Source organism: Gemmobacter caeni (genome assembly GCF_003054195.1).
Lineage (GTDB): Bacteria > Pseudomonadota > Alphaproteobacteria > Rhodobacterales > Rhodobacteraceae > Gemmobacter > Gemmobacter caeni.
In genome coordinates this window covers 78,347-102,347 of the sequence record NZ_QBKP01000002.1, presented here as the reverse complement: position 1 = coordinate 102,347, position 24,001 = coordinate 78,347, and the positions used below count along the sequence as shown (strand labels likewise).

The 24,001-nt window shown below is 69.2% G+C and carries 18 protein-coding genes; 4 read left to right on the top strand and 14 right to left on the bottom strand.

The annotated features are described in order from the left end of the window. Positions 1-186: 186 nt before the first annotated feature. Together C8N34_RS03280 and C8N34_RS03275 are read left to right on the top strand one after the other, a co-directional pair. Entirely contained in the window at positions 187-1,446 is a 1,260-nt protein-coding gene (locus tag C8N34_RS03280) for a hypothetical protein (RefSeq protein ID WP_145693541.1), read from the top strand. After that, positions 1,447-2,037 carry a hypothetical protein gene (locus tag C8N34_RS03275; RefSeq protein WP_108127693.1) on the top strand — a complete coding sequence of 197 codons (591 nt, stop codon included), beginning with the start codon at positions 1,447-1,449 and terminating at the stop codon, positions 2,035-2,037. A 263-nt stretch (positions 2,038-2,300) separates the two neighbouring features. On the opposite strand, the gene C8N34_RS03270 is transcribed toward C8N34_RS03275, so the two are convergent. The 3 genes from C8N34_RS03270 to C8N34_RS03260 all read right to left on the bottom strand — a co-directional run bounded on the left by C8N34_RS03270 (position 2,301) and on the right by C8N34_RS03260 (position 4,799). After that, positions 2,301-3,416: a nucleotidyltransferase family protein gene (locus C8N34_RS03270; protein WP_108127691.1), complete on the bottom strand. Its 1,116-nt coding sequence runs from the start codon at positions 3,414-3,416 to the stop codon at positions 2,301-2,303. 63 nt (positions 3,417-3,479) lie between these two features. Further along, the gene (locus tag C8N34_RS03265) at positions 3,480-4,007 is read right to left on the bottom strand and encodes a hypothetical protein (protein ID WP_108127689.1); all 528 of its coding nucleotides are present in this window, start codon (positions 4,005-4,007) and stop codon (positions 3,480-3,482) included. 102 nt (positions 4,008-4,109) lie between these two features. Continuing rightward, a complete protein-coding gene (locus C8N34_RS03260; protein WP_108127687.1) occupies positions 4,110-4,799 on the bottom strand; it encodes a hypothetical protein in 690 nt (229 codons plus the stop codon). Positions 4,800-5,141: 342 nt separating this feature from the next. Here C8N34_RS03260 and C8N34_RS03255 point away from each other — a divergent pair, with 342 nt between their 5' ends. After that, complete coding sequence (locus C8N34_RS03255) at positions 5,142-5,399, top strand: hypothetical protein (protein WP_108127684.1); 258 nt, start codon at positions 5,142-5,144, stop codon at positions 5,397-5,399. 19 nt (positions 5,400-5,418) lie between these two features. On the opposite strand, the gene C8N34_RS03250 is transcribed toward C8N34_RS03255, so the two are convergent. The 7 genes from C8N34_RS03250 to C8N34_RS03220 all read right to left on the bottom strand — a co-directional run bounded on the left by C8N34_RS03250 (position 5,419) and on the right by C8N34_RS03220 (position 21,350). Beyond that, positions 5,419-10,101 carry a DUF3320 domain-containing protein gene (locus C8N34_RS03250; RefSeq protein ID WP_108127682.1) on the bottom strand — a complete coding sequence of 1,561 codons (4,683 nt, stop codon included), beginning with the start codon at positions 10,099-10,101 and terminating at the stop codon, positions 5,419-5,421. Positions 10,102-10,128: 27 nt separating this feature from the next. Then, a complete protein-coding gene (locus C8N34_RS03245; RefSeq protein ID WP_108127680.1) occupies positions 10,129-13,467 on the bottom strand; it encodes a DUF499 domain-containing protein in 3,339 nt (1,112 codons plus the stop codon). A 13-nt stretch (positions 13,468-13,480) separates the two neighbouring features. Continuing rightward, positions 13,481-16,387, bottom strand: coding sequence for a DUF1156 domain-containing protein (locus C8N34_RS03240; RefSeq protein WP_108127678.1), 2,907 nt, complete (start codon positions 16,385-16,387; stop codon positions 13,481-13,483). Further along, complete coding sequence (locus C8N34_RS03235) at positions 16,384-16,776, bottom strand: hypothetical protein (RefSeq protein WP_108127676.1); 393 nt, start codon at positions 16,774-16,776, stop codon at positions 16,384-16,386. The genes C8N34_RS03240 and C8N34_RS03235 overlap by 4 nt, the downstream gene beginning before the upstream one ends. 8 nt (positions 16,777-16,784) lie before the next feature. Next, positions 16,785-20,288 (bottom strand): helicase-related protein, encoded by a 3,504-nt coding sequence (locus tag C8N34_RS03230; RefSeq protein ID WP_108127674.1) that lies wholly within the window; start codon positions 20,286-20,288, stop codon positions 16,785-16,787. Next, a complete protein-coding gene (locus C8N34_RS03225; RefSeq protein ID WP_108127672.1) occupies positions 20,285-20,713 on the bottom strand; it encodes a hypothetical protein in 429 nt (142 codons plus the stop codon). The genes C8N34_RS03230 and C8N34_RS03225 overlap by 4 nt, the downstream gene beginning before the upstream one ends. A gap of 394 nt (positions 20,714-21,107) precedes the next feature. Beyond that, positions 21,108-21,350, bottom strand: coding sequence for a hypothetical protein (locus C8N34_RS03220; RefSeq protein ID WP_145693540.1), 243 nt, complete (start codon positions 21,348-21,350; stop codon positions 21,108-21,110). 97 nt (positions 21,351-21,447) lie between these two features. Here C8N34_RS03220 and C8N34_RS03215 point away from each other — a divergent pair, with 97 nt between their 5' ends. Further along, complete coding sequence (locus C8N34_RS03215) at positions 21,448-21,987, top strand: hypothetical protein (protein ID WP_108127668.1); 540 nt, start codon at positions 21,448-21,450, stop codon at positions 21,985-21,987. Here C8N34_RS03215 and C8N34_RS26205 read toward each other — a convergent pair whose 3' ends face one another. The 4 genes from C8N34_RS26205 to C8N34_RS03200 form a co-directional block, all read right to left on the bottom strand. Further along, positions 21,988-22,161, bottom strand: coding sequence for a hypothetical protein (locus tag C8N34_RS26205; protein WP_158640469.1), 174 nt, complete (start codon positions 22,159-22,161; stop codon positions 21,988-21,990). Between the two features lie 126 nt (positions 22,162-22,287). Beyond that, positions 22,288-22,866: a hypothetical protein gene (locus tag C8N34_RS03210; RefSeq protein WP_108127666.1), complete on the bottom strand. Its 579-nt coding sequence runs from the start codon at positions 22,864-22,866 to the stop codon at positions 22,288-22,290. Beyond that, positions 22,857-23,174, bottom strand: coding sequence for a hypothetical protein (locus tag C8N34_RS03205; RefSeq protein WP_108127664.1), 318 nt, complete (start codon positions 23,172-23,174; stop codon positions 22,857-22,859). The genes C8N34_RS03210 and C8N34_RS03205 overlap by 10 nt, the downstream gene beginning before the upstream one ends. 56 nt (positions 23,175-23,230) lie before the next feature. Beyond that, positions 23,231-23,944, bottom strand: coding sequence for a hypothetical protein (locus C8N34_RS03200; protein ID WP_108127662.1), 714 nt, complete (start codon positions 23,942-23,944; stop codon positions 23,231-23,233). Positions 23,945-24,001 lie beyond the last annotated feature (57 nt).

Genomic DNA, 24,001 nt, shown 5'->3' with positions numbered 1-24,001 from the left:
GCTCTCCCACGTAGAGCCGGATATGCCAGAAATTCCAGGATTTCGGGGAGAGCGTTCCTGCGGTCCCCGCCCGGAGCGCCTCGACAAGACGTTCCCTCGGGAAACCGTTCATCAAATTTCGCGGGAGACCCCGTCCTTCAGGTCGGGGAGGGATAGCGAAAAGCCGATCTGACGGCGCTTTGCGCCTTGATCGGCCCCTCTCGTCAGCGTAAGCTGCTGGAGAAGTTTTTTCGCACATGGTTTGAGATGGCGTACGGGAAGGGCAGCGCGAAGACGGATCTCAAGCGGATGGCCGATCTCGGCCAGACGCCGATGACGCCTGAGATCGCGGAACTCCGCCGCCTCTGTCTCCTCACGGTCCAGGAGATGTCTCAAGCCGTATGGCCGGAGACGATCACGGACCCGCGTCTGACCGGGAAGGAGCTGGACCAGATCCTGCTCCGGGTCCAGTCCGACGCCTCGAAGCGGGGCCTCAACAACGTCTGGGCCGAGAAGATGCGGCTCCTCGCCAAATCCGCCGTCACCGAGCAGTGGAAGCGGGCTCAGGCCCGCCTTTTCGGCCGTCTCAAGCACGTCTCCGCCCGCGCCGAGACGCCGGCGAAGGACGGGACCCGGCGCCTCCTCAACCTCCCCGAGGTTTGGACGTCCCGACTCTCGGAGGCGGACGTGGCCGCGATCCAGGCGCGGGCGGACCCGCTCGACTTCCCCGCCGCGATGAGCCTGTTCCGGGACCTCCGGTCCGGGGACGCCGTGCTCACCCCGCTTCAGGCGGAGGCGCTGCGCGACATGGAGGCGGCGGTGAGCGCCCGGTTCGGCTGCCCGGTCTGGGGCGACGAGGCCGCGATCCAGCTGCACCTCGACTACCGCTGTGTGCGCGGGGGCGCGGACGCCCTCGCGACCGCGCTCGCCGGTCTCGCCTCCGGTCTGGACCGGTCCGGGGACGGGACCGCGGTTGTCGAGATCTCCTCGCACCGGCCCCGCGGCCCCGCGATCCGGATCCCGCTGCGGCTGCCGCGACCGGTCGCGGACCGGCATCAGGGGGACCCGGGCCAGACGGTCCGGTCCCTCGTCCTGGAGCTCGGCCCGGACCTGCTCCGGCCGAAGGCGGTGCTGCTGCGTCAGCCACGCGCGCCCGAGATCGTGGGCGCGAAAACCGTCCTCGCAGAGGATTTCGGATACGCGAACACCTCCAGCATGGTGGTCGTCCGCTGCGCGGACGGGGTCACGGCGGAGCGGGTCGCCTTCGCCGGATCGAAGCCGGGGAAACGGGAGATGAAGGCCTTCCTGGAGACGCACGTCTCCGGGGCGGAGGTGGAGGTGCTGGAGCGGGCGCAGCTCAGCGGCCGCGCCTTCCTGGCCCGGGTCGCGGAGCACGTGGACCGGATCGACACGCTCCGGTCCGAGATCGATCTGGGCCATGCCCGGCTCTCCCGGCTGAAGGGGTAGATGAACCGGCTCACCGGCGCTGACCCGACCGCCCCGGTCCCGGAGGCGCCGCAGGAGGTGACCGGTCCGGAGGCGGCCCGGTACCGGAACATGCACGGCCGGTTCTTCCGGCTCCTCGGCGGGCTGGGGCGGCTCAAGGCGCGGCGCCGCGCCCTCTACCGGCGGATCGACGGGGTGAAGCGGAGCTGGTTCGGCCACGTCGCGAACGTTCGCGCCGCCCTGGCGGAAAAACACGGGGCGGTAGTGGTGCGGGAGGACCTGTCGGTCCTCGCCGTCGAAAAGAAGGATGTGGCCTACAGGGGCCGGACCTTCAACAAGCTGATCAACAACGGGGCGAAGGGGCAATATACCCGGCGCGCCGACGACACCTTGGAATGGAGGGGGATCGCGACGCTGAAGCTTCCAAGCTTCTACTCGAGCAGCACGGACTGGCGGACCGGGACGGTGGACAGGGGGCAGCGCTCCGGGTCCCGGTTCCGGGCCCCGGACGGGGCCGAATGGGACGCGGACCTGCACGCCGCGGAGCTGCTCGCGCGCTGGCTCTTCCTACGACCTAAACCGGCGGCCCCGGCCGCCGCGCCGACCCTGTGACAAAAAACTTCAGCCGTGGGCGGGGGCTCGGTGCCGCCGCTCACGGCAGGGAAGCCCCGGGGTTTAGCCCGGGGAGGTTCACCATGGCGAGACAGTCCTCCCACTCCCCGAGCTCCATGATCTGAAGCAGGATCCGATCAGGGGACCTCAGGCTCTCCCCGGTGTTTGCCACCAGATGTAGCGCCGAGCGAAACGCTTCAGAAGGTTGACTTGATCCGCTGAGAGGCCGTCTATATCCAATAGGCATCCTTTCGTTGGAAACGCTACCGCGTCTTGTCCGGGTCTCCAGAGAGATCAGGTTTTTCCGGGTCCCTGAAGGGGTCGATCACGCGGACTTCAGTCAGCCGCAATAACCCCTCTTTGACAGGGGAGGGAAGGCCGCCGGCCCCCCGCAGAAGCTTCTTCTGCCAGGACGGACCACGGCTTAACGCCTCGTTCCACACCTCCTGAACCTCATACATGCGGTCTTCAAGTAGGACTTCCAGCAGTGCGGACGCCTGCCGCAGATCCTTCCGCGCCTTCGCCTGACTGTCCGCCGTATCGATCCTCATTTGGGACACGATGAGCTTGTGGACGGCGTACCGTTCCGGCGCGGGGACCTTCACAGGCACCCCCAAGCCATACAGGGACACTGCGTTGGTTTCCTGGTAGATCAGGAAGTCCAGGTAGCGAAGGAGCTGAGCGTCACCCCGCATAGCCTTCAAAGGAGTCACCCGTTCCCTTTCCGGTCCGCGTAGCGGGCAGAGCAGGTCAACGCTGAACTCGATCTCGCGACCAACCCGGATCGCGTATTTCAGTGTTCGTCGACCGTCTATCGGCGAAGGGTTCGCCTCAAAGCGCGGATCGACAGATTTGAGTGTGGTAAGGAAATCCTCCTGCAAGCTGTCATCCACCGCCAAGGAGATCGAGTGGAACTGTGCCAGATCAAGATCTCCGGTTTGTCCGGTGGCGTCCTCAAACCGAACACCCAACATGGGCGCGTAAGTCTGGAACGCCACAGAGCCCACCACGACGCCCCGCATGCGGAACGCGCCCGCCTCGGACAGCGTTGACAAAACCTTCCCCGATACCGGATCAGGGGCGGGGATTCGTGCGTTTCGCAAGGAACGCACCATATCGATTCGCGTTTTCCGGACATCTCGAAGGTTCTCATGTTCCGTGATCCACTTTCGGATCTCCGGACCATCTGGTCCGAGGTACCGGTCCTTACGACGGTACCCGTTCACCATACCCCCCTTGAGATACCAAAAATCGGTTCCCTTTATGGTCTGCTTATAGGGGGTCCCGCCCGACTCGATCAGGGACTGGTAGGACCCTGACCAGCTCTTGTCGACGAGGTCGGCGTAAAGCGTCTGGATGGATACGGGCAGTCTGTTCATGTGGACCTCCACGCCCCGTTATAGAACAAAATTATTTTTTGTCTATAACCGCGATGTCCCTTGTCATCCCGCCAGCGGGTGCCGGGGCAGGGGCGCCCCCTCGACGTAGGGCCGCCAGGCCATCGGCGGGACCGCCTTGGTAAACATGTTCCACCGCTCCTGCTCCGGGACCCAGTAGGAGACGGTGACCACGCCCCCGTTCCCGGCCGCGATGATCCGCTGCCGGACGTGGACCCGCCGCTCATAGTCGTGAGCGCCCGCAACCCGTCCGGAGATCACCTTTTCGTCCCCTCTCGGGGCTTCGCTCATGTCGAAGGTCCACCCCTCCGCGGCCGGGCCGAGGACCGGCTCGCCGATTGGGGCGGGCTCTGCGCGCAAGGCCTCGCAGAGCGCCCCCACCTCAGCGGGCGTGACGGCGGGCGGGAACCCCCAGATGAGCGCCCCGTCCTTCTCGCGGAGCGCCTCCCCGGACGCCTCCCGGATCCGGATCGCGCTGCGCGCGTCCTCCTTCAGGGTGGCGATGAAGGCGCGCCCCTCCGTGGAGGTGCCGGGCCGGCCGGGCAGGAGACGGGGGAAGCGGGCGTCAGACATCGCGAGAACCTCGACTCAAGGGGATATTTCGTTTTTCGCACACCGGCCGGATTGCGGCAAGGTGATTTGCGAAAAACGATTACGAGAGAGCCCCGATCCGCCTTAGCTGATCGCCGCCCTGATCTCCTCGAAGCGGCCGAAGAGGAGCCGGTCGAGATACCACCCGTTGATCCCGAGCGCGCCCGCGACCCCGCGCAGCCACCCCTCCCGGCGCCGGTACGGGATCCGGGGCGGGGCCCCCTCGACCAGGTCGCACAGCGCGTGGATCCGATGATCGAGCGCGATGTGATCGAGGATCAGCGGGTGCGACACGTCCATGCACATGTTGCGCGCGTACTTGTCCCCGATCATCGGGAAGGTCTTGAGCCAGCGCAGCAGGGTGTCCGGCTGGTCGTACCCGTTCCAGGTCCGGGCCATCCGGTCCGGCCCGCCGACCGCGTGGAAGCGGCGGAAGGTGGTGAGGAGGGCGGGCCGGGTCCGGTCCGCCCAGCGGGGCGTGAGGAACCGGTGCGAGAGCGCCTCGAGCCGGACGGCGGCCGCCTCCACGTTCGCCGGGTCCTCCCCGAGCAGGGCGTCCCAGCGGACCAGCGCTGCGCCCCCCTCCGCCAGGAACCCGTTCCAGACCCGGACCCCGCCGTTCGTCGCGTAGGACTGGACGAACACGTCCCAGGCCCAGCCGTCCCGCTCGCGCAGGCGGGCACCCGCCTCGAACTGCGCGGTGAGCCGGGCCCGGTCCCCGTCCAGCATGTCCCGCAGGATCTCGATGAAAGCCGCCTCGCTGACCATGGTCATCCCCTTTTCTCGCATGAGCATCCTATACGGGATCCGATGTGCGAAAAAAAGAGCAGAAATACATTTTCAATGAGGGGGCGGGTTTCCCCGCGAGAGCGGAGCCGAGTGATGCCCAGAAATTCGAAAGAGGTCTTGTTCCGCCTCGCGCCCGCCCGGTAGGCTGAGGCCGTGTCCGGCACGGTGAGAGCTTCATGTCCGTAAAGATCGAGGAGGAGATCGGCTGGGGGGGGCGGCAAGCTGATCGCGGACGCGTCAGGCTATACCGTTCAGTTCTACCTGGCGGGTCCGGACCAGCGCTACAGGGGGGAGCTCTTCCGGATACCCAAGGAGAACATCTCCGCCATGATCGACGCCTATCTCCGGGCGTTTGACCGATACGAGGCGCTCAAGCGCTTCGCCCCAAAGGGGGCGACCATGGAGGAGCGGATCGGGGAGCTGAACGTCCGGATCGGGTCCTTCGAGGGGGTCTGCATGAACGCCTATCATAACCCGATCCGGTCCCGGTCCGAGCTTGATCGGGTCGTCTCCGTGCTGAGACGCATCAGGGACACGCGCGGTCCGGAGCTGATGGCCGCCGCGAAGGCGCTCCGGCAGGGATAGACCGGGGAAGGCCCCCGGCTCATGAGGCCGGGAGCGCCGCGTCGATCACCCCGCGCAGGTCCGGCCCGACCCGGAGGAACCCGAGCAGCCGCGCTGTCGCCACGAGCAGCTCCTCGCGGGCCATCTCCCCGCTCTCCGCAACCACCATGGAGGCGGCCGCGCGGATCTCGACGGGGGGGAGGTGCCCGGCCGCCCCGGGCGCCTCCGGGCCGGACCGGTCCCGCACCGGCGGGTTGTCCCGCTGCTCGGCGGTCATCGCGAACTCCCCGTCGAGGAGGGCCCGGCCCATCCGCACCGCCCGGTCCACCGCCGCGTCCGAGGCGGTCCGGATCCGGCCCCCGGTCCGCGCCTTCCCGAAGGCGGCGCTCACCCGCCGGGCGATCAGGTCCCGGTGGATCGGCCCCTCCGCCTCGACGATCCGGATCACCAGGTCCGCGAGAAGCGGGAGCGGCGCCTCATGCGGCTCGAAGCTCACGTTCACGGTGAAGGTCGAGACGGCGTAAGCGGGCGCGCTCAGCTCCGGGGGCGGGGGCAGGACCGTCCCGGCCTCCGGCTCCGCCGCGACCGGCTCGGCGGGCGCGAGGAGCCCGTCCCGGTTCGCGCCCGGGAAGGCGGGCCCTTCGGCGTCCCGCGCCGCCTCGAGCGCGGCCCGGAGCCGGTCGATCTCGGCTGCGCGCCGGTGGAACCAGTCCGTGGACCAGACCCGATGGAACCGCCAGCCGAGCCCCTCGAGCACGTCCTGACGCAGCCGGTCCCGCTCGCGCGCCCAGAGGGCGGAGTGGTAGGCGGACCCGTCGCACTCGACCGCGAGGATGTAGCGGCCGGGCCGGTCCGGGTGACGCACCCCGAGGTCGATCTTGAACCCGGCCGAGCCGACCTGGTGGTCACACGGGTAGCCCAAGCGGCGGATCACCTTCGCCACGTCGGACTCGAGCGGGCTGTCCGCCAGCTCCCCGGTCACCTCCGGCTGGGCCATCTGGCCGGAACGGGCGAACTCGAGGAACCGCTTGAGGACCCGCGGCCCGTCCCGGGTCACCCGGCTCAGGTCGATGTCGCCCGGGTCGAAGGAGCAGAAGACGAGGCAGCGGGTCCGGGCGCGCGAGAAGAGCACGTTGAGCCGCCGCTCGCCCCCCTCCCCGTTGACCGGGCCGAAGGACATGGAGGCGAGCCGGCCGCCCGGCTCCGCCGGCCCGTAGCCGACCGAGATCAGGATCACGTCCCGCTCATCCCCCTGCACGTTCTCGATGTTCTTGACGAACACGTCCTCCGCGCGCCCCTCCCGCAGGAACGCGTCGAGGGTCGGGTCCTGGCGCCGCGCGAGCTCCATCACCTCCGTCAGCATGTCCGACTGGGCCTTGGAGAAGGCGACCACCCCCAAGGACAGGTCCGGCCGGGTCCGGGCGTGCTCGGCGACCGCCTGAACGACCGCCTCCGCCTCGATCCGGTTCGTACCGGGCCGGCCGGTCCCGCGCGAGCGGGACGTGTAGACCCCGGGGACCCGGCGGAAGGCGAGCCCGAACTCCGGGTCGTTCTGGACCGGGGAGGGGGGCAGCACGAGCCGGTGGTCGTAGAACTCCGCGTTGTTCACCATGATCAGGGACGGGTCGCGGGACCGGTAGTGCCACTCCAGCATGGCCGGGTTCAGCCCGCGCGCCTCGCAAAGGGTCAGCACGCTCTCCATCTCGGTCGCCTTCGCGGAGCGGACCTGCTCGGCGTCCTCCTCCTCCTCGTCCGTCTCCTCCGCCCCGGCGAGCCGGTCGAAGAAGCTGGTGGGCGGGAGCTGCTTCTGGTCCCCCACCACGACGATCTGCCGGCAGCGGGCGATCGCGCCGAGCGCCTCTTCGGGGCGGACCTGGCTCGCCTCGTCGATCACGAGGAGGTCGAAGGTGGCCGAGCCGGGCGGCAGGTACTGCGCGATGGAGATCGGGCTCATCAGGAGCACCGGCTTGATCCGCTGCACCATCGGCCCGGCCGCCCGCATCACCTGCCGGATCGGCTTATGCCGGCGCTTCTTCCCCATCTCCCCGCGCAGGAGCCCCATCTGGCCGGACGCCCCGGTCGGGAGCTGGGCGAGGTGTTTCGCGCGCACGAGCCGGCGCGTCTCCTCGAGCCGGGCCCGCTCCAGGTCCCGGAACGCGGCCACGAGCGCGTGCCGGTCCTGATGGGCGAGCAGGTCCAGGTCGGGGAGGGCCGCCCGCGCCGCCGCCCAGCGGGCCTCCGCGATCGCGTAGCGGAGCTCGTCGACCGCCCGGTCCGGCGGAAGGCGCCCCGCCTCCATCGCGTCGAGGAGCGGGCCCATCCCGTCCCTGCGGAGCGATCCGGTCAGATGCGCGAGGCGGGCCCACTCCCCGTACCGGTCGAGCTCGGCCCGCATCCGGCCGAGCCGGTGGCTGACATCCTCAAGGGGGGTCTCCGCCCCGTCCGGCCACCGGATGTCGAGCCGGGTCAGGACCGGCTCGAACGCGGAGACGGCCGCGAAGAGGGCCTGCCCGAGCAGCTCGGTCCGCATCGCCGCCGTGCATATCCGTTCAAGCGGGTCCAGGCCCGGGATGGGGCGGAGATCGGTGAGCCGGCGCAGCCAGGACGCCTGCGCCCGGAGAGGCGCGAAGGGGGTCCGCTCCCCGCGCCAGATCGCCCCGAGCGCCTCCTTGAGGTACCCCTCCTCCTCGGAGAGGGCGGCGCGGCGGCGGCGGACGGAGATCAGCTGATCTACGAGTTTGAGCCGGTCCGCAGGGGCGGCGGGCAGGGGGCCGTTCAGGAGGGTCGCGAGCTCCCGGCTCGCGCCGCGGTACCCGCCGAAGAGGCGGGACCAGAAGGAGCCGACCCCGGGCAGGAGCCGGGCACGCAACGGTGCCGGGTCCGCCTCGAAGGCGGCCTCCGTGAAGGTCCGGGCCGCCTCCGCCCGGGCCGCGGCCCAGTCCGTACCGGCCGCGAGCGCCTCCGCGAGCCGCGGCTCCCCGGATCGGGCGAGGAGGGCGGGGGTCGCCTCGCGCGCCTCCTCCGGCCGCTCCGCCGCCGCGCGGAGGAGCTCATGGAGCCGGTTCGTCTCCGGCATCGTGTCCGGGGCGGGCAGGCCGGCCAGGTCCGCGATGAACTCCGTCACCCCGCGCAGGTTCGCGGCCGCCTCGATCGCCGCGTCCAGCTCCGGCCCGACCCGTTGCAGGTCGGTCGGCTGAAGCCCGGTCGCCCCCACCCCGGAGAACGGGTGATGCGCGGGCGGGCCCGCCTCGCGGGTCAGCTCCACGAGCGCGGCGACCCGGTCCAGGAGCGCCTGACGGGCCGCGTCATCGAGCGCCTCGAGCCCGGTCGTCGGGATCCGGGGCGGGGGGACCTCCCGGCCGATCAGCCGGGCGATCTCCGCGATCACCCGGAACGGGGTGTAGTCCCGGCCCGGGACCCGCTCATGCAGGAGCGCGGTGATCCGGTTCAGCCGGTCCCGGGTCTCGCGCAGCGCCTCCGGGGCGCCGGGCAGGTCCGGGGCGGCCGCGCCGGCGGCGAGGGTGCGGGCGAGCTCGTCCAGGAACGCCTTCTTGTTGGCGGAGCGGGAGTGGATCTCGAGGCAGAGGTCCCCGAGCCCGACCTTGCGGAGCCGGTCATGCACGACGGAGAGGGCGGCCATCTTCTCCGCCACGAAGAGGACCGTCTTCCCGTCATGGGCGGCCCCGGCGATGATGTTCGCGATCGTCTGGGACTTGCCGGTCCCGGGCGGGCCCTGCACGACCAGGTTCCGGCCCGCGCGCACCTCCTCGATCACCCGGGTCTGGGACGCGTCCGCCGGGACCACATGGAGGAGCGCCTCCGGGGGGAGGCGCGGGTCGAGCTTCTCCTGCGGCCCGAAGAGGGGCGGCTCCCGGTCGAACCCGTCCCCGAGCAGGCCGCTGAGGACCGGGTGCGCCTCGAACGCCCCCTCCGGCCATTGCGCCGTCTCCAGGTCCCGCATCATCAGGAGCTTCGTGAAGGAGAAGAAGCCGAGCTGCATCCCGTCCCGGTCGACCGACCAGCGGGGCCGGCCCGCCACCCGGTCCTCCAGCTCCGCGAAATAGGCGTCCGGGGTGAAGCTCTCGTCCTCCGCGACGTCCGGCAGCTCGAACCCGAAATCCGCCTTCAGCCGCTCCTGGAGGGGGAGGTTGGTCACGATCTCCGTGTCGCGCGCCCGGAGATCGAACGTGGCGCGGCGGTCGTCGCGGACCAGCTCGACCGGCATGAGGATCAGGGGGGACTCGCGCAGCACCTGCGAGCTGTCGCTCTCGTACCAGCGCAGGAACCCCAGCGCGAGGTAGAGGATGTTGACCCCCTGCTCCTCCTCCGCGGTGCGCGCGTCCGTGTGCAGCGTCAGGAGGCGGCGCTGGAGCGCCTCCGGCCCGAGCCGGGTCTCCAGGTAGAGGTCCCGGTAGCGGGCCGCCTGGTCCGCCCCGTCCGGCGCCTCGTCCATGCCGAGGGCGAGCATCGGCTCCTCCGTGCCCGCCTCATCCGTCTCGCCCCCCTCCGCCTCGTCGCGCGCGAGGAAGCGCATCCGCTTCCCCTGGAGGCGCAGGAGGTCGAACACGTCCGCGCTCCGCTCACCCACGATGTCGAGCGCGTTGGCGCGCTTGGCGGACCGGTTCACGTGGATGAGCCGGTTGCGGGTCCCGGTCTCGACGAGCCGGCGCCGCGCGTCCTCGAGGAGGGCGGTGAGGGGGGCGGGGCGGGGCTGGTCGTTCATGCCGAGTTCCACGTCTGTTTCAAAGGCTCAAGAGAGCCGCTTCTCCTTGAACTGAAGCACCTGCGCGTTCTCCAGCAGGGTCCGCTGCTTGTTCCGGTCGAACCCGTCCGGCGCCTCCCCGTCGATCTCCAACCGAAGGGTGACGGTCCCGCCAGGAATACTGGTAATCTGCTCGATGATCCCCTCGAGGATCCGCGTCATGTCCCTGGCCGGCCGGTCCGCGGACAGCTCCACCAGCCCGTAGAAGGCGCGCGGCAGCGGGTCCGGACGGGGCGCGGGCGGGGTCGGATCGGTCGGACCCGGAGCGGGACGTGGCCCTCCGTCGACAGGCGGGACCGCCGGCCCGGTGATCCCGGGGCCCGGCGGAACCCCCTCCGGCTGCGGCGGAGCGGGACGGTTGCGGAAGATGTCATCGTCCTCCCGCTGCTTCGCGGCCAGCTCCGCCTTCACGATCACGGACCGGCTGTCGATCAGGACCAGCTCTGACCGGCCCTTATCGATCAGGAGCCCGTCATACCGGCCGTCCTCCCCCACGTCCTCGGCGAAGGCGAACGGGCCCGGGATCATCTCCGAGACCGCCTTCACGACCGCGCCGCGCAGCACCTCCTTGTCGCGAAGCCGCGGCAGGTAGGTGAACCGGTTGCAGTACTCCCACACGTCCGACAGGGAGAGGTGCGGCTTGTCCCCCCAGATGAACCGGGCCAGCGCCGCGTGCAGCCGCCGCGCCCCGATCTCCACGAACACCCCCTCGGTGGAGACCAGCTTCTTGCCGAGCTGCGCGAGGATCCCGTCCTGCGAGACCACCTTCGTCGCGTCCCAGCTCACCTCGTCCTGCGGGGTGTCCTGGATCGGGGTGATCAGGTAGCACCACGCCTCCCGGAGCCGCGCCTCCAGCGTCCGCTCCGCCTCCGCCAGGTTCCGGGTCGCGAGGGCGATGTCGCTCTGAAGGAGGTTCAGCCCGTCCTTGTCCGCGAGGATGCTCTCCCAGGCGAGCTTCTTGCGCATCGCCTCGTTCACGCCGGCCGCCGCCGTCTGGTCCGCCGCGAGGAAGACGAGCGTGTTCCGGTAGACCCGGGGCGCCTTGCCGCGGGTCAGGAACACGTCCTTCGCCTCCGTGAACGCGCTCGACCCGGGCTTCCCGTTATGCGGGTGGGCGTAGCCGAGCACGACCAGCCGCACCCCCTCCGCCTCGTCCGGCACGTCCGCGGACCCGCCCGGGGTAATCTGGATCGACCCGAACGGGCCCTTGTCCTTCAGGGACCGGACATACCCGCCGAGCAGCTTGTCGATCTCCAGGACGACCAGCGCCTCCTCCTGGACCGAGGCCCGGTCCGAGGCGAGCCGGTTGATCGACGGGCTCCGGGAGTACCAGGCCCCGCCCATGTTCGAGTGCAGGAACTTCGCCTGGTTCGCGAGGCGCCGCAGCGCGTCCTCGAACAGGATCGGCCGCTCATGCGGCTGGCAGACCCCGAGGATGACCCGTTTCGTGTCCACCCCCTGGTTCTGCGACCCCTCCAGGGGCGCGGACGCCATGAAGACGGCGCGCGCGACCCGGCGGGTGGCGGAGACCTGGCCGAGGCTCGGGGTCGCCTGATCGATCCGGAACGGGGTGGACGCGTCCCCGTCCACGTCCCCGCTGATGATCGGCGCCCACTCCTTGGGCAAATAATTCAAAAGCTCCGGCTGGACCCGCGCCGCGCCGACCGCGACGCTGCCCGGCATGATCATCAGGGACGGGTCCGTGCTCATCCAGAGCTCGTGGATCAGCTGCGCCATGAGGCGCAGCACCCCCCGGGTCCGCTGGAACCGCTCCATCGACCCCCAGCTGTGATAGAGCTGCTCGAACAGCTCCGGGTGGATCGGGTACGCCTTCTCCAGCTTGCGCCGGTAATCCTCCTCCGCGCAGCCGGTCGGGAACGCGTCCGGGTCCTCCCGGTAGAGCTTGGCGAACTGGCGCACCACGTTGTCCCGGTGCGGGAACGCGTCCGGCTCCACGTTCCGGAACAGGCGTCGCCGGACGATCTCGTAGGACTCCTCCGTGGTGGCCGGGCTCCAGGTCGCGTTGACCCGGGTGAAGGTCTGCCGGAGCCGCTTCAGCGCCTCCTCGCCGCCCTCCCCGCCGACCTCGATCTGGGACTGCGGGAGCGAGGCGACCAGGAAGGTCTGCGGGCTCACCTTGACCGCCTCCGTGAGCGCCTGGACGAAGGAGAGGTTCGTGTCGAAGGACCCGGCCGGCAGCCCGTCCGCCTTGTAGAGGTGGCGCAGGTAGGCGACCCACTCGTCGATCAGGATCAGGCAGGGGGCGTTCGCCGCGAAGAGGCGCGACAGGAGCTCGGAGCCGGGGGAGATCCCGGTCCGGTCGTTCTCCGCGACGAGCGCGTACCCGTCCCTTCCGCCGAGCTGGTAGGCGAGGTCCCCCCAGGTGGTCCGGATCGTCAGCCCGTCCGGGGTCTCGATCGGGTTCACCGGGGACCGGGCGGTGCCGACGATCACGGCCCGCTTCACCTTCTCCGGAACCGCGACCCCCGCATCGCTCAGGAGCTGGTCGAGCCCGAACAGGCCGCTCGCCGGGATCTCCCCGCACATGTGATAGAGGGCCAGCATGGAGTGGGTCTTCCCGCCCCCGAAGTTCGTCTGGAGCTCGACCACCGGGTCGCCCCCCTTCCCGGAGAGCCGCTCCGCGCCCCGGACCAGGAGTTCGCTCAGGCCCGCGGTCAGATAGGTCCGGCTGAAGAACTCGCGCGGGTCCCGGTACTCCGGCCCCGCCTTCCCGGAATGGACCGTCGACAGGTCCGCAGCGAACTCCGCCGTCTGGAACTTGCCGGAGGCGACGTCGTCATGCGGCCGGATCACGTCCCGCCAGGGGCGTAGCCCCCCGTTCGTCCCGGTCCGGATCCCGGCGCTCGGGACAGCCTTCCGCTCCTCGTTCCGGCGCTGCTCGTCGATCCGGCGCCGCAGGACCGCGGTGCGCATACCGCTCACCCGCTCCGCCGCCTCCCCGGCCGAGATCGCCTCGAGGAGCCGCTTGACCGTGTCGAGAGCCCGCTCCGTGTCGTCGTAGGAGAACGGGTTGTCGTGGGCGAACCGGTTCCGGATCTCGAGGATCTCGCTCACGTAGGCCCGCTCGGTCGGCCCCAGGACCGCCTTGAACGCGTCCCCCCAGAAGGACATCATCGCCTTCAGGAGACCGGGCAGGTCCCAGTCCAGCTCCCCGTTCGTGACCCGGAGCGAGTCCACCCGGTCCCGGACCGCCCCCTGCCAGTGCCCGCTGATCGCCGCGGAGAGCCGGGTCTCCACGAAAGGTTTCAGCGACTCCGGGAGGAGCTCGAGGGCGTCAAAGATGTACTGGCGGTTCGATTTGCTCATGGGGCGGTCACTTTCAGAAGAGGGAGGCCTGACGCTCGGCGTCGTCGCTGACGGTGGCGGCGAGGCCGGTCAGGTCGGACCAGAGGGCGATCAGGGCGTTGTAGGCGGTCGCCTCCTGGGCGTCGCGCCGCTTGTTTCCGGCGAGGTCGTAGAGGTAGTAGGCGAGGTCCTTCACGGCCCCGGCCCGGTCCGTGCCGATCTTCCTGAGGACCCGGGCCGCGTTCTCCTCCCCCCCGTCGAGCGCGCGCACCAGGTACTGGAGGCACTCCCAGACGGTGAGATGCGGGTCCGTGTTCGGGTCCCACCCGTCGTCCAGCTCGGACCGTTTCAGGAGCCGGACCTTCCCGGCCGCGCTCTCGATGATACCGGCGTGTTTGACGGCGTCCACCGCGAGGCCGCGGGCCTGGCAGAGGGACTGGGCGGTCCCAAACTCCCCCTTGTCATACCCGAACTGCTCGAACCAGGTGACCGCGAACCGGGTCTCCGCGTCAAAGTCCCCGGTCAGGTTCGACAGGAACGTGTCCAGCTCCGCGTTGATCAGCTGGAGGGCCGTCTTGACGCTCATCGGGCTGTCGTCAGACTCGAGGACCGCCGCGTAGCGCGAGAACACCCCCATCCCGGGCCCGATCGCGGACTGCGGCATGTCGGCCGGGGCGATGTTGGCCGCTTGGAGCTTCGCGATGGCCGGGGGGAGCTCCCGCTTGAGGGCCCGGACGAACTCAGCCCGGGTGACCACCTCGGCGCTCGCCTCCTTCTTCCGGCAGACGAGGACGACGGAGTTGGCGAGGGCGTTTGTGCCGGAGGCGATCATCCGGTTCGCCATCTCGGTCCGCATAGGCCAGGTTCCGACAACCGCATACCCGGCCTCGACAACCGCCTGAAGGAAGGTGGCCCAGCCGGTTGAGCTGATCCCCTCCTGATCGATCTCGGACTGCTTGAAGGCGTAGTAGATCGTCGCGGGGTAATCCGCTGAGGACTGGCGCGCCATGTTCGAGATGGCGCGGCTCATGCCGGTCATGAAGAAGGACTCGGCCGCATCACGTCCGCCATGCCGGTACGGGGTCGCGACCAGCTCTTCCGCCTTAGGGGTCGCCATGACACCGAAGAGGTCCGGATAGACCGGACGAATGGCCGGCTTCATCCAGGTGAAGAAGAAGTCAGACAGGTCGGCGTAGCCGATGTTATCGTAGTAGGGAGGGTCGGTTGAGATGACCGTATTTTTCGGGTAATCAACGCTTTGCGCGTCATGTTGTATTTCTACACCATCATTTTTCGGCATGAATGCATTCAGAGTCTTTACGCCCCATTCGATACTATTGGACCAGTTACCCGTAGACGATGAGAAGAAGTTTGCCTCGGTAAAATCCCAAGTCATAGGAAGGGCCTGTCGGCCGAAAGTGTTCCGAATGATTTCTCGACCGCTGTGCCATGTGGTTATGGAGGAATGGTAGTCCGTCGATTTCGTAATACCAAATGCCAGATAGACACTCACCGCCTCGGCGTAGGCCTTCGCCCCATGTCCACCATCCCGGAGCGGGGTCTGATCCGAATCCATACCGGCCGTCAAGGCGTCTTGCTCGATCTGCGTCCGCGCCTCGTGAACCAGGTCGGAGAAAGTGTTCAGCGCGACCAGCTGGCGGTCCGTGAACAAATCTCCGAAGGTGGTCATCCCATAGGCCGGTGGGGAAAACCATCGGGGATTCTCCGGCATCAGTGCCTCAGGTCGCCATTCGGGAATAGCGGACATTGCCGCTCTCACATGTCCAGCATCAGGCGCCAGATAGGTCCGCCCGCCTTTTCCTTCCGCTACAATCGCCATGAGAGTCTGACCCATCCTTCCAGATGTGCCAGACGACGTAACATGCTTTATGGTGATTGCTGTGTCTGAAACGATGCACCGGAAGTTCGCGCCTCTCCCCGCCTTGGTCCCCTCTTTCGCAGCCGCGATCTCCGCTTTCGTCCCGCCGTGACGGATCCGATAGGTGATCGTCTTCGACGCTTTATCGACGATCGGCTCCACCCAAGCCTCCTTTCCAGGCTTGGTGCTTAAGAGGAAGCTAGACGCGATCGGCACCTGAACGTCCGAAAACGCCGGGTCCGGACTCGGCACGGTCCGGGCCCAGATCCAGGCGATCACGGTCGCCTGCCCGCCCCCGTACTCCTTCGGCAGGTCCACCTCCGGGTAGAGGTGCCCGATCCGCTCGAACGCCCGCTCCCGCATCCACTCCCCGTAGTACTTCACGTCCTCGGCGAGCCCTTCGGCGTTCCGGTAGTGGTTCCGCTCCGGCATCCCCGGATGGATCGGGTCCATCCCGCGGAACTTCGGCGGGATCTCGATCATCGCCTTCCCGATCATCACCGCGACCGGGTTCAGGTCGGAACCGTAGGCGGGCAGGCCGAGCCGTTGCGCCTCGAGCGGGATCGACCCGCCCCCGGAGAACGGGTCATAGACGGGCGGGAGCTCCCCGCCGCAGGAGCGCCGAATCTCGGCCCGGGCCCGCTCCAGGACCTCCTCGTTCGTGGAGTTCTCCCATTTCACCAGCTCCTCGATGATCGCGAAGAGCCGCTTGCGCTCGAGGTCGGCGACCACCTCCGGGAGGGTCGGCTTCGGGGCGGCGACCGCGTCCTCGGACCGGTCCCCCTGACGCTCCTCCCAGGCGTGGACCCGCTTCGCGAGCTCCGTCTCCGCCGCCGCGCGGGTCTTGGGGTCCGCGAGGAGGGCATCGACGTGCTCGGACGGGTCATCGACCAGCTGGGCGAAAAGGACCGCCCGGCAGGCGGCCAGAGGCCGACGCGCCCACCACAGGTGCAGGGTGGACGGGTGCCCGTGCCGGATCGACTTCTCACGCGAGGAGGCCGCGTTGATCGCCTCGAGCGGCAGGGCCACCTCGATCAGCTTCTTCTTGTAGGTCAGGCTCATGTGCGGCTCCCCAGAATGTCTCGCCCGCGGGCGGTGAGGGCGAAACAGAGCTCGCCCCGGATCTCTTGCGTCTCGACCGCCCCGACCTGGAGCAGCGCCTTGATCAGCCCCTTGTCGGGCCGGTACCGGGCCTTGTCGCTGAACAGGAAGGCGGCCGGGAACATGTCCGGCGGCAACGCCTCGGCGGCCCGGGACGCGATGTGAAGGTAGAGGTCGAGCGCGACCCGCTTCCGGTCCTGTCCGACCGTTTCCGTCCTCCCGCGCGTCCGCCACCAGTCCGGGGACTGGGCGTCCGCGGGGCGCGTGTTGATGGAGATCGGCTTGCTCCCGCCCGCGTAGCTGCGGTCGATGATCTGGAGCGCCTCGGCGGATGACATGGTGATCTGCATGGGGCTCCTCATCGTGGGGGTTCGGCGCGCGCGTCCAGCGCCCGGAGGCTGAACTGGATCGCGTTATGCCCGAACGGGGGCTCACGGGTGTCGAGCGCGCCGCGCACGTATCGGGGGGGCTGACCCGCCCCGTCCACCACCTCGACCAGGGCCAGGATGAACTGGTCCGGCTTGTTCAGCGAGGTGATCAGCTCCTGGCGCGTGATCATCACCGTGTCCGCCCCGTTGACCCGCCCCTTCACTTCGATGAACCGCAGATGCCCGGTGTCCGGGTCGAGCGAGCAGACGTCGTAGCCGATCTTCTCCGCGGACACGTCGCGCGGCTCGTTCCCGAGCGCCCGCTCCGTCTCCATCACGACCCGCATCGCGGCCAGCTCGACCGCGCGGCGCGCCTCCGCGTCCTGCGAGAACATGGACGCGCTCGTCCCGGCCTCCCGGGCCCGCAGGAGCCCGGCCGGCAGGACGATCATCCCTCCCTGCACCTTCGGGGCGGCGGCGGAGATGAACCGCTCCCGCTCGATCCGGGCGAGGCGGGCTTGGAGCCGGTCGCTGATCGCGTCGGCCCGGCGCTGCGCGTTCTGCCACCCCTGGCGCGCCTTCCCGCCGGCCCGTTCCGTCTCCCGCAGCTCCATAGCCCGGTTATCCCAGTACTTGATCTCCGCCTTGAGCCGGGCCTCCACCTCGCGCTGGACCTTGTCGATCTCGGGCAGGCGCCGGTCCCGGACCTCGTCGAGATGGCCCCGGGCCAGATGCGCGGTCGCGTAGGCGAGCACGGTCGGCTCCAGGTCCCGCCGGAACCAGTCCGCGTCCAGCTCCGGCCGGCACAGGCCGATCTCCGCCGCGGTCGCGGCGCGCAGGTTCAGGTGCGGCGCGATCCCGGCGTTCCGGACCGTCCCGTCCGGGCCGACGCTGGCGAACTGGAGCCGCTCGGAGATCACGTTCGCCTCCCCGCGGGCGTTCACCCGCCCGTCCTCCACCTGGTGACGCAGGAGGAACAGGGCACGCAGTTCCGCCCCCTCGTCCGTGTCATCGACCAGGACCGCCCCCTGGCGCATCAGGTGCCCGTACTGCTCCCGGACCAGGCTGATCACCGCGTCCATGAGCGGGTGCCCCGGGTAGAGGAAGGTGGCGACCGGCTGCTGGTCCACCTTGTCCCCCTCGAAACAGACCCGCTCATAGCGCTTCTGGACCGGGGCGCCGAAGCCGATCTGCCGGTCCCGCTCCCGGATAATGGTGGGGACGTGCAGGATCTCCCACCGGCCCGGCTCCCGGTCCCGGACGTCCCCGCCGAGCCGTCTCAGCGCCTCGAGGAAGAAGGACTGGACGTGGTGCGGCTGGAGCCGCTCCGCGTCCGCCCGCTCCATCGCGAGCCGGATCTCCTGGACCCGGGCCGCCGGCATGCTGTCGTTCGTCAGCGCCCGCTTCTGGAGCAGCTCGATCAGGCGGGCGTTGTCCGCCGCCGTGTCCACCTGCTGGAAGAGCCGCGCTTTCACCTCGTCCTGCTCCCCGTACCGGATCGCGTCGACCAGCAGGTCGCGCAGGGCGACCCCCTCGAACAGCTCCCCCAGGACGTCGTAGACCCGGCCTCCGAGCGCCTTGCGGGCCTCCTCCAGCTTGTCGAGGAGCCGCGCGTAGACCTCCCCCTCGCGGGTTTCGTGGGCGACCAGGTTCCAGAGGTGACACACCTCCGTCTGGCCGATCCGGTGGATCCGGCCGAACCGCTGCTCGATCTTGTTCGGGTTCCAGGGGAGGTCGTAGTTCACCATCAGGTGGCCGCGCTGGAGGTTCACCCCCTCCCCGGCGGCGTCGTTCGCGATCAGGACCAGCAGGTCCTTGTCCGTCATGAACCGCTCGACGATCTTGCGCCGCTCGTCCCGGGTCACCCCGCCGTGGATCACCTCGACCGCGTCCTGCCGGCCGATCCGGTTCGTCACCTTGTCGCGCAGGTAGAACAGGGTGTCCTTCGGCTCGGTGAAGATGATCAGCTTGCGCCGGTTCCCCTTCGGGTCCCGCATCAGCTCGTCATCAAGGATCCGGTCCAGCTGGGTCCATTTCGTGTCCTCGCCGGACCGGAGCACGTCCAGCGCCTGCGCCTCGAGGCGCTGAAGGGTGGCGATCTCGAGCCGGAGCTGCTCGGCACTCTCGGCCGAGGTGGCGGAGGAGGCGAGCGCGTCCTCGACCCGGTCCAGCTCCGCCTGGTCATACTCCTCCAGCTCGTCGAGCTCTTCGGGCAGGTACCCGTCCTCATCCCCGCGCAGCACGCGGGCGCGCCCCTGGAGGGTCACCTCCGCCAGCTGCGCCTCGAGCCGCTCCCGGCGCCGCTTGAGGGACTGGTAGATGGCGGCCGGGGAGGAGGCGAGGCGGCGCTGGAGGATCTGGAGGGCGAAGCCGACGTTGTTCTTCTTCCGCCCGTCCTCCTCCGCGAACCGCTGAACCCGGTTCATCTCGTCCCGGACGTATTCGGTGACCGCGTCGTAGAGGAGCACCTCGCGCGGGGACAGGTCATACTTGACCGTGTAGGCGCGGCGCTCCGGGAACAGGGGCCGCCCGTCAAACTTCAGGAGCTCCTCCTTCGTCAGGCGGCGCATCATGTCGGACGCGTCGGTGACGTGGACCCCCTCGCGGGGGCGGCCCTCGAACCGGTCCCCGTCGAGGAGCGCCATGAACAGCTGGAAGTCCGCCTCCTTCCCGTTATGCGGGGTGGCGGACATGAGCAGGTAGTGCCGGCACACCTTCCCGAGCAGCTGCCCGAGCTGGTACCGTTTCGTGTATTTCGCCTCGTTCCCGAAATAGGTGGCGCTCATCCGGTGCGCCTCGTCCCCGATGATCAGGTCCCACTCCTCCGCGTCCAGGAGCTTCTGCTGGAGGTCCTCGTTGCGGGACAGGACGTCGAGCCGGGCGATCAGCCGGTGCTTCTCCTTGAACACGTTCCCGGACCGGGACCCCTCGATCATGTCGCGGGTCAGGAGCTCGAACTCGAGGCCGAACTTGTTCCCGAGCTCGTCCTGCCACTGCTCGACGAGGCTCCCGGGCGCCACGATCAGGCACCGGTCCAGATCGCTGCGCGCCGCCAGCTCCCGGATCAGGAGCCCGGCCATGATCGTCTTCCCCGCGCCCGGGTCGTCCGCGAGGAGGAACCGGAGCGGCTGGCGGGGCAGCATCTCCCCGTAGACGGCGGAGATCTGGTGCGGGAGCGGGATGACCCGGCTCGTGTGGATCGCGAGATACGGGTCGAAATGGTGGGCGAGCTGGATCCGGGTCGCCTCCGTGACGAGCCGCAGGAGCTCCCCGTCCGCCTCGAAGGACCAGTTCCGGCCCGCCTCGGACAGGGACAGCCGGGCCTCGTCGTCCCGGAACAGGGTCCGCTCCGCGATCCCGCCCGCGGTGGTCCGGAAGATGGCGGTGAGCGTGTCGGACCCGACCCAGGTGGCCGCGATCAGCTCGACCGGGCCGTCCGGGGTGAGGCCGGAGACGCGGGCGCCCGGTTTGAGGTCTTCAAGCTTGAGGCTCATTCACCCACCCCCGCCCGCGCCCGCGCGATCTTCAGCGCCTCCGTAAGCGGGAACCGGGTCCGCGCGATGAACGCCTCGTCCCGCGAGGACGGCATCGGCTCATGCTCCCGACCCCCGTCCCGGTTCACGACCGATGCCCCCTCACGGACCGCCCAGGCGTCCGGCCCGCGCCGCTCCACCCGGATCTCCCGCTCCTTGTCGATCAGGAACCCGTCCGCCGCCTCGATCAGCCCCAGCAGGACGTCAGCCGGCTCCGGGCCGAGCCGGGCCCGCAGCTCCCGCAGGAGCGCGATCCCGGAGTGGAACCCCTCGGTCAGGGTGAGCCCGTTCTGCGTGCACCAGATCTTGAAGGCGCGGCGGTCCCGCTCCGTCATCTTGAAGTTCACGTTGACCGGCTGGTCAAGCGGGTCCGTCGTCTGCGTCATCCGGTGTCCTGACTTCGCTATCCGTCCCGTAAAGGGATAATGATCGCTTGATAGCGACGCAATGAAAAACCGATCAGACAGCCCGTTTTCTCCACCAGAACCGCGCCCCGAGACCTGCTCGAACGGGGGTCTTCTGGACGGAAAGCGTCACAAGATTTCGCTGTGACGGACCGTTGTGACGGAAAAATCCTTTATTTTCAAACTGTCACAGTGTCACAACGAAAATCGGGATGAGTGTGTTTGGCGCGTGTGTGTATGTGCGGGCGTGTATGGGCGCGTGCATGTGCATGCGCGTGAACATATATCTTTATTTCTGTGACACGTCTCATAAATATAAATAAATATAAGGCTTTTCAGAGGTTTAGTGGTGTCACAACGGGGTGTCACAGCGCCGTCACGGACCTCGGCCTGTGACGCCCTTGTCCGGACCGGTTTGGATCAGGGGCGGCCGGGAGCGCAGGACGCGCGCCCGGTGCTGGAGCGTGAGCTCCTCCGTGGGGCACTCTGCCTGGACCGCCTCCCAGGCGGCCATCATCGCGTTGAACCCGCCCGCGGCGAGCGTGCGCATCCCGCCCGAAATCGGGCGCGCCCAGATGATGTAGAGGGCAAACCCCTCTTCGAATTTCGGATCAAACATGATAGGAGAACCTTTAAGGAACATCTCATCAGCCCGCAACCGCTGTCGGCCTTTTCAGGCGGAGCGCCTATCGTCTGAACGAGCAAGGAGAGCCCATATGCGAAAGAGCACGTGCAGCCTGATCGTCAACGTCCGGAGCGGACAGCCGGAGGACCGGCTCGACCCGCAGGACCGGGATCTCGCAGGGGATTACGGGCTGACCCTGACGGGCCGGCTCGCCGTCCGCCCGGACCCGGAGGAGGCGGCGCTGGACGTCTTCCACCAGATCATCCCGATCGCCCAGATCGACGATTTCGAGATCACGGTCCGGAAGAGGGTCGGGAGCGAGCCGGTCCGGGAGGAACTCGGGCCCTTCTCGCGGGTCCCGGCCCCGGAATTCGCGGACCGTCTCCTGCATGAGGCCTTCGGGGAGGCGCTGCGCCGGGCCCGGCCGGACGCGCCGGCGGAGGCGCTCGTCTATGAGGTGGACGCGGGCGAGCCGGAGGACGCCAACACCCGGATCGAGGCGGCGGTCTTCCTGCGCGGAATCATCGACGAGGACCGGATGGTCGGGGAGCCGATCCGGATCAGCGTGGCCAAAACCTGGCTCGCGGAGGTCCTGAACGCGCGGGGCGGGCCGGAGACCCCTGAGCCCTGATCAGCCGCGGACCCGTGCTGCGATTTCTCTCGCGAGGAGCCGCGCCTCAGCGCCCCGCACCCCGGATCTGGCGAGCAGGCGCAGCGCCCGGCGATAGGCGAGGGCGCGCACAAACCGGACCCTGAACGGGACCCAGAGGGGAAGGTCGGTTGTGCTGGCGGTCTGGGTGGCCATCGGAGATCCCTTTCGGGTCCGAAATTCGCACATATGCTGCGCTCGCACAAGAATTTACGCTGCAACGCAGCAATGCCCGCCCCGCAAGGCGTCGACCTGCCCGAAGATCGGGCGGTCCCGGCGCGTTCAGGCGTCCCGCATAGCGCGCCGCCAGTCCGCCTCAGCGGGGTAGGGGGACGGGTAGGCTCGGCCCTCCCAGAGGAGCCGCCAGCCGGACCAGGGGGTCGGGGGCGGGGGCGAAGCCACCCGGAGCGCGTGACGGACCCCGAGCCGGGTGCAGAGGTGGTCGGCCGCCTGCGGGACGGTCCCCCCGATCCGCCCGAGGACCCCGATCCCGTGTTCGAGGATCCGGCGCCCGAGCGCCCGGCTCACCTGGCCGGAGTGGAGCCGAATCTCCAGAAGCCCCCCGTGGACGAAGGCGTGGCAGGCGGGGCAGACCGGCTCCATGCCGATCAGCTCCATGGTCCGGGCCGGGTAGTCGACCCGGAACCGCTCATGCGCTTCCAGCCGGGTCATCGGGAAGGCGTCGCGCCCGTTCACGCCGCAGGCGGCGCAGGTGAACCCATATTTCCGGTAGACCCGGCGGCGCGCCTCGTCCCAGGCGGTCTTTCCCATGATGGTGCGCGGGTTCAGCCCGTGCAGGGGCGGGGGGATGAGGGGCTGCTCGAGCAGCTCCGGGACCGGCCCGACCGTGATCACGGGCAAGGGGAGGGCTCCGCCCCGATCCGCTCGAAGCTGGTCCAGCGTTCCAGCGTGAACGGGTCAAGACCGGCCTCCTTCGCGAGCTGCCCCAGATGCGGCTCCCTGGCCGCCCCCCGATAGAACTCCCTGCCCGGGGTCTGACAGTCGGGATCCGCGGTTTCCGCGTAGCCGGCGGCGATCAGCTCGTCGAGCGCGGCCCGGGCGCGCGGGGTGATCCGCATCTCCGCCCCCTCCCCGCCGAAGGAGAGGCGGGCGCGGGGCCCGTTCAGATAGCCCAGCCCGAAGATCAGGGCGTCGGTGGAAAGGCTCATGAGATACTCCGAAATTGGTCGAAAATCCCTCCCGGCCCCGGAGGGCCGGGGATGTTCTAGGGGGCGGGCGCGTCCGGCTCCGCCTTCGGCGGGGCGGGGTAGAGGGCCGCGTGAAACGCGTCCCGCTGTGTCCGCCGCCATCCGATCGCCTCGGGGCAGAGGATCAGGAACCAGCCGGCCCGGTCCCCGTAGCCGCGGCGGCCGGTCAGGGCGCAGCGCTCCTCGCTGGCCGCCGTCGCCCAGTCGATGACCTCTCTGGCCTGGGCGGTGAAATTTTCAGACCCGTCGAGGGTGGTGTAGACCCGGAGCGTCCCGAACTTCTCCTTGATCTGGCGGAAATGCAGACGCGCCCCCGGCTCCGCCTCAAGAAGCGGCGCGAGCCCCTCCGCGAGTCCCTCCATCAGCCGGACCCAGCCGGCGGGGACCCCCATCATCTCCGCCGTCCCGGTCGCCCCGGCCCGGTCGAGCCGGTCCCGGGCCGCGGTCAGTCGGGCCCAGTGGGTCTCGGCGCTGACCAGGCCCTCGATGGTGGTCGGCGGCTTCTCGGCGAAGGGCTCCGGTCCCGGCGGGTCGATCAGGTCTCCGTAGGCGGGCCCGGTCGGATGCGCGATCACCCCCTCAGGGAGGGCGGCCCGGATCCGTTCGAGCAGGTCCCGCTCCGCGAGGAGATGCTCCTCCCCTGGGACGGTCATCGCGGGGGTGAGGCGGAACGTGGCGAAGGTGCCCTTCTCTTGCAGCAGGAGGGCGGGTCGGGCTCGAAAATCAGGCATGGGTCCTCCTCTCCGGAACGGGATAATCTTTAAGATAAAGGTTTTCGCAAATGATGG

What these genes read in the sequence shown, in the direction of transcription:
- C8N34_RS03270 (WP_108127691.1), bottom strand. Translation starts at nt 3,416, where the DNA reads ATGAACAGACTGCCCGTATCCATCCAGACGCTTTACGCCGACCTCGTC.
- C8N34_RS03240 (WP_108127678.1), bottom strand. Translation starts at nt 16,387, where the DNA reads ATGAGCCTGACCTACAAGAAGAAGCTGATCGAGGTGGCCCTGCCGCTC.
- C8N34_RS03275 (WP_108127693.1), top strand. Translation starts at nt 1,447, where the DNA reads ATGAACCGGCTCACCGGCGCTGACCCGACCGCCCCGGTCCCGGAGGCG.
- C8N34_RS03205 (WP_108127664.1), bottom strand. Translation starts at nt 23,174, where the DNA reads ATGAGCCTTTCCACCGACGCCCTGATCTTCGGGCTGGGCTATCTGAAC.
- C8N34_RS03250 (WP_108127682.1), bottom strand. Translation starts at nt 10,101, where the DNA reads ATGAACGACCAGCCCCGCCCCGCCCCCCTCACCGCCCTCCTCGAGGAC.
- C8N34_RS03265 (WP_108127689.1), bottom strand. Translation starts at nt 4,007, where the DNA reads ATGTCTGACGCCCGCTTCCCCCGTCTCCTGCCCGGCCGGCCCGGCACC.
- C8N34_RS03215 (WP_108127668.1), top strand. Translation starts at nt 21,448, where the DNA reads ATGCGAAAGAGCACGTGCAGCCTGATCGTCAACGTCCGGAGCGGACAG.
- C8N34_RS03225 (WP_108127672.1), bottom strand. Translation starts at nt 20,713, where the DNA reads ATGACGCAGACGACGGACCCGCTTGACCAGCCGGTCAACGTGAACTTC.
- C8N34_RS03260 (WP_108127687.1), bottom strand. Translation starts at nt 4,799, where the DNA reads ATGACCATGGTCAGCGAGGCGGCTTTCATCGAGATCCTGCGGGACATG.
- C8N34_RS03235 (WP_108127676.1), bottom strand. Translation starts at nt 16,776, where the DNA reads ATGCAGATCACCATGTCATCCGCCGAGGCGCTCCAGATCATCGACCGC.
- C8N34_RS03255 (WP_108127684.1), top strand. Translation starts at nt 5,142, where the DNA reads ATGATCGACGCCTATCTCCGGGCGTTTGACCGATACGAGGCGCTCAAG.
- C8N34_RS26205 (WP_158640469.1), bottom strand. Translation starts at nt 22,161, where the DNA reads ATGGCCACCCAGACCGCCAGCACAACCGACCTTCCCCTCTGGGTCCCG.
- C8N34_RS03220 (WP_145693540.1), bottom strand. Translation starts at nt 21,350, where the DNA reads ATGTTTGATCCGAAATTCGAAGAGGGGTTTGCCCTCTACATCATCTGG.
- C8N34_RS03245 (WP_108127680.1), bottom strand. Translation starts at nt 13,467, where the DNA reads ATGAGCAAATCGAACCGCCAGTACATCTTTGACGCCCTCGAGCTCCTC.
- C8N34_RS03230 (WP_108127674.1), bottom strand. Translation starts at nt 20,288, where the DNA reads ATGAGCCTCAAGCTTGAAGACCTCAAACCGGGCGCCCGCGTCTCCGGC.
- C8N34_RS03200 (WP_108127662.1), bottom strand. Translation starts at nt 23,944, where the DNA reads ATGCCTGATTTTCGAGCCCGACCCGCCCTCCTGCTGCAAGAGAAGGGC.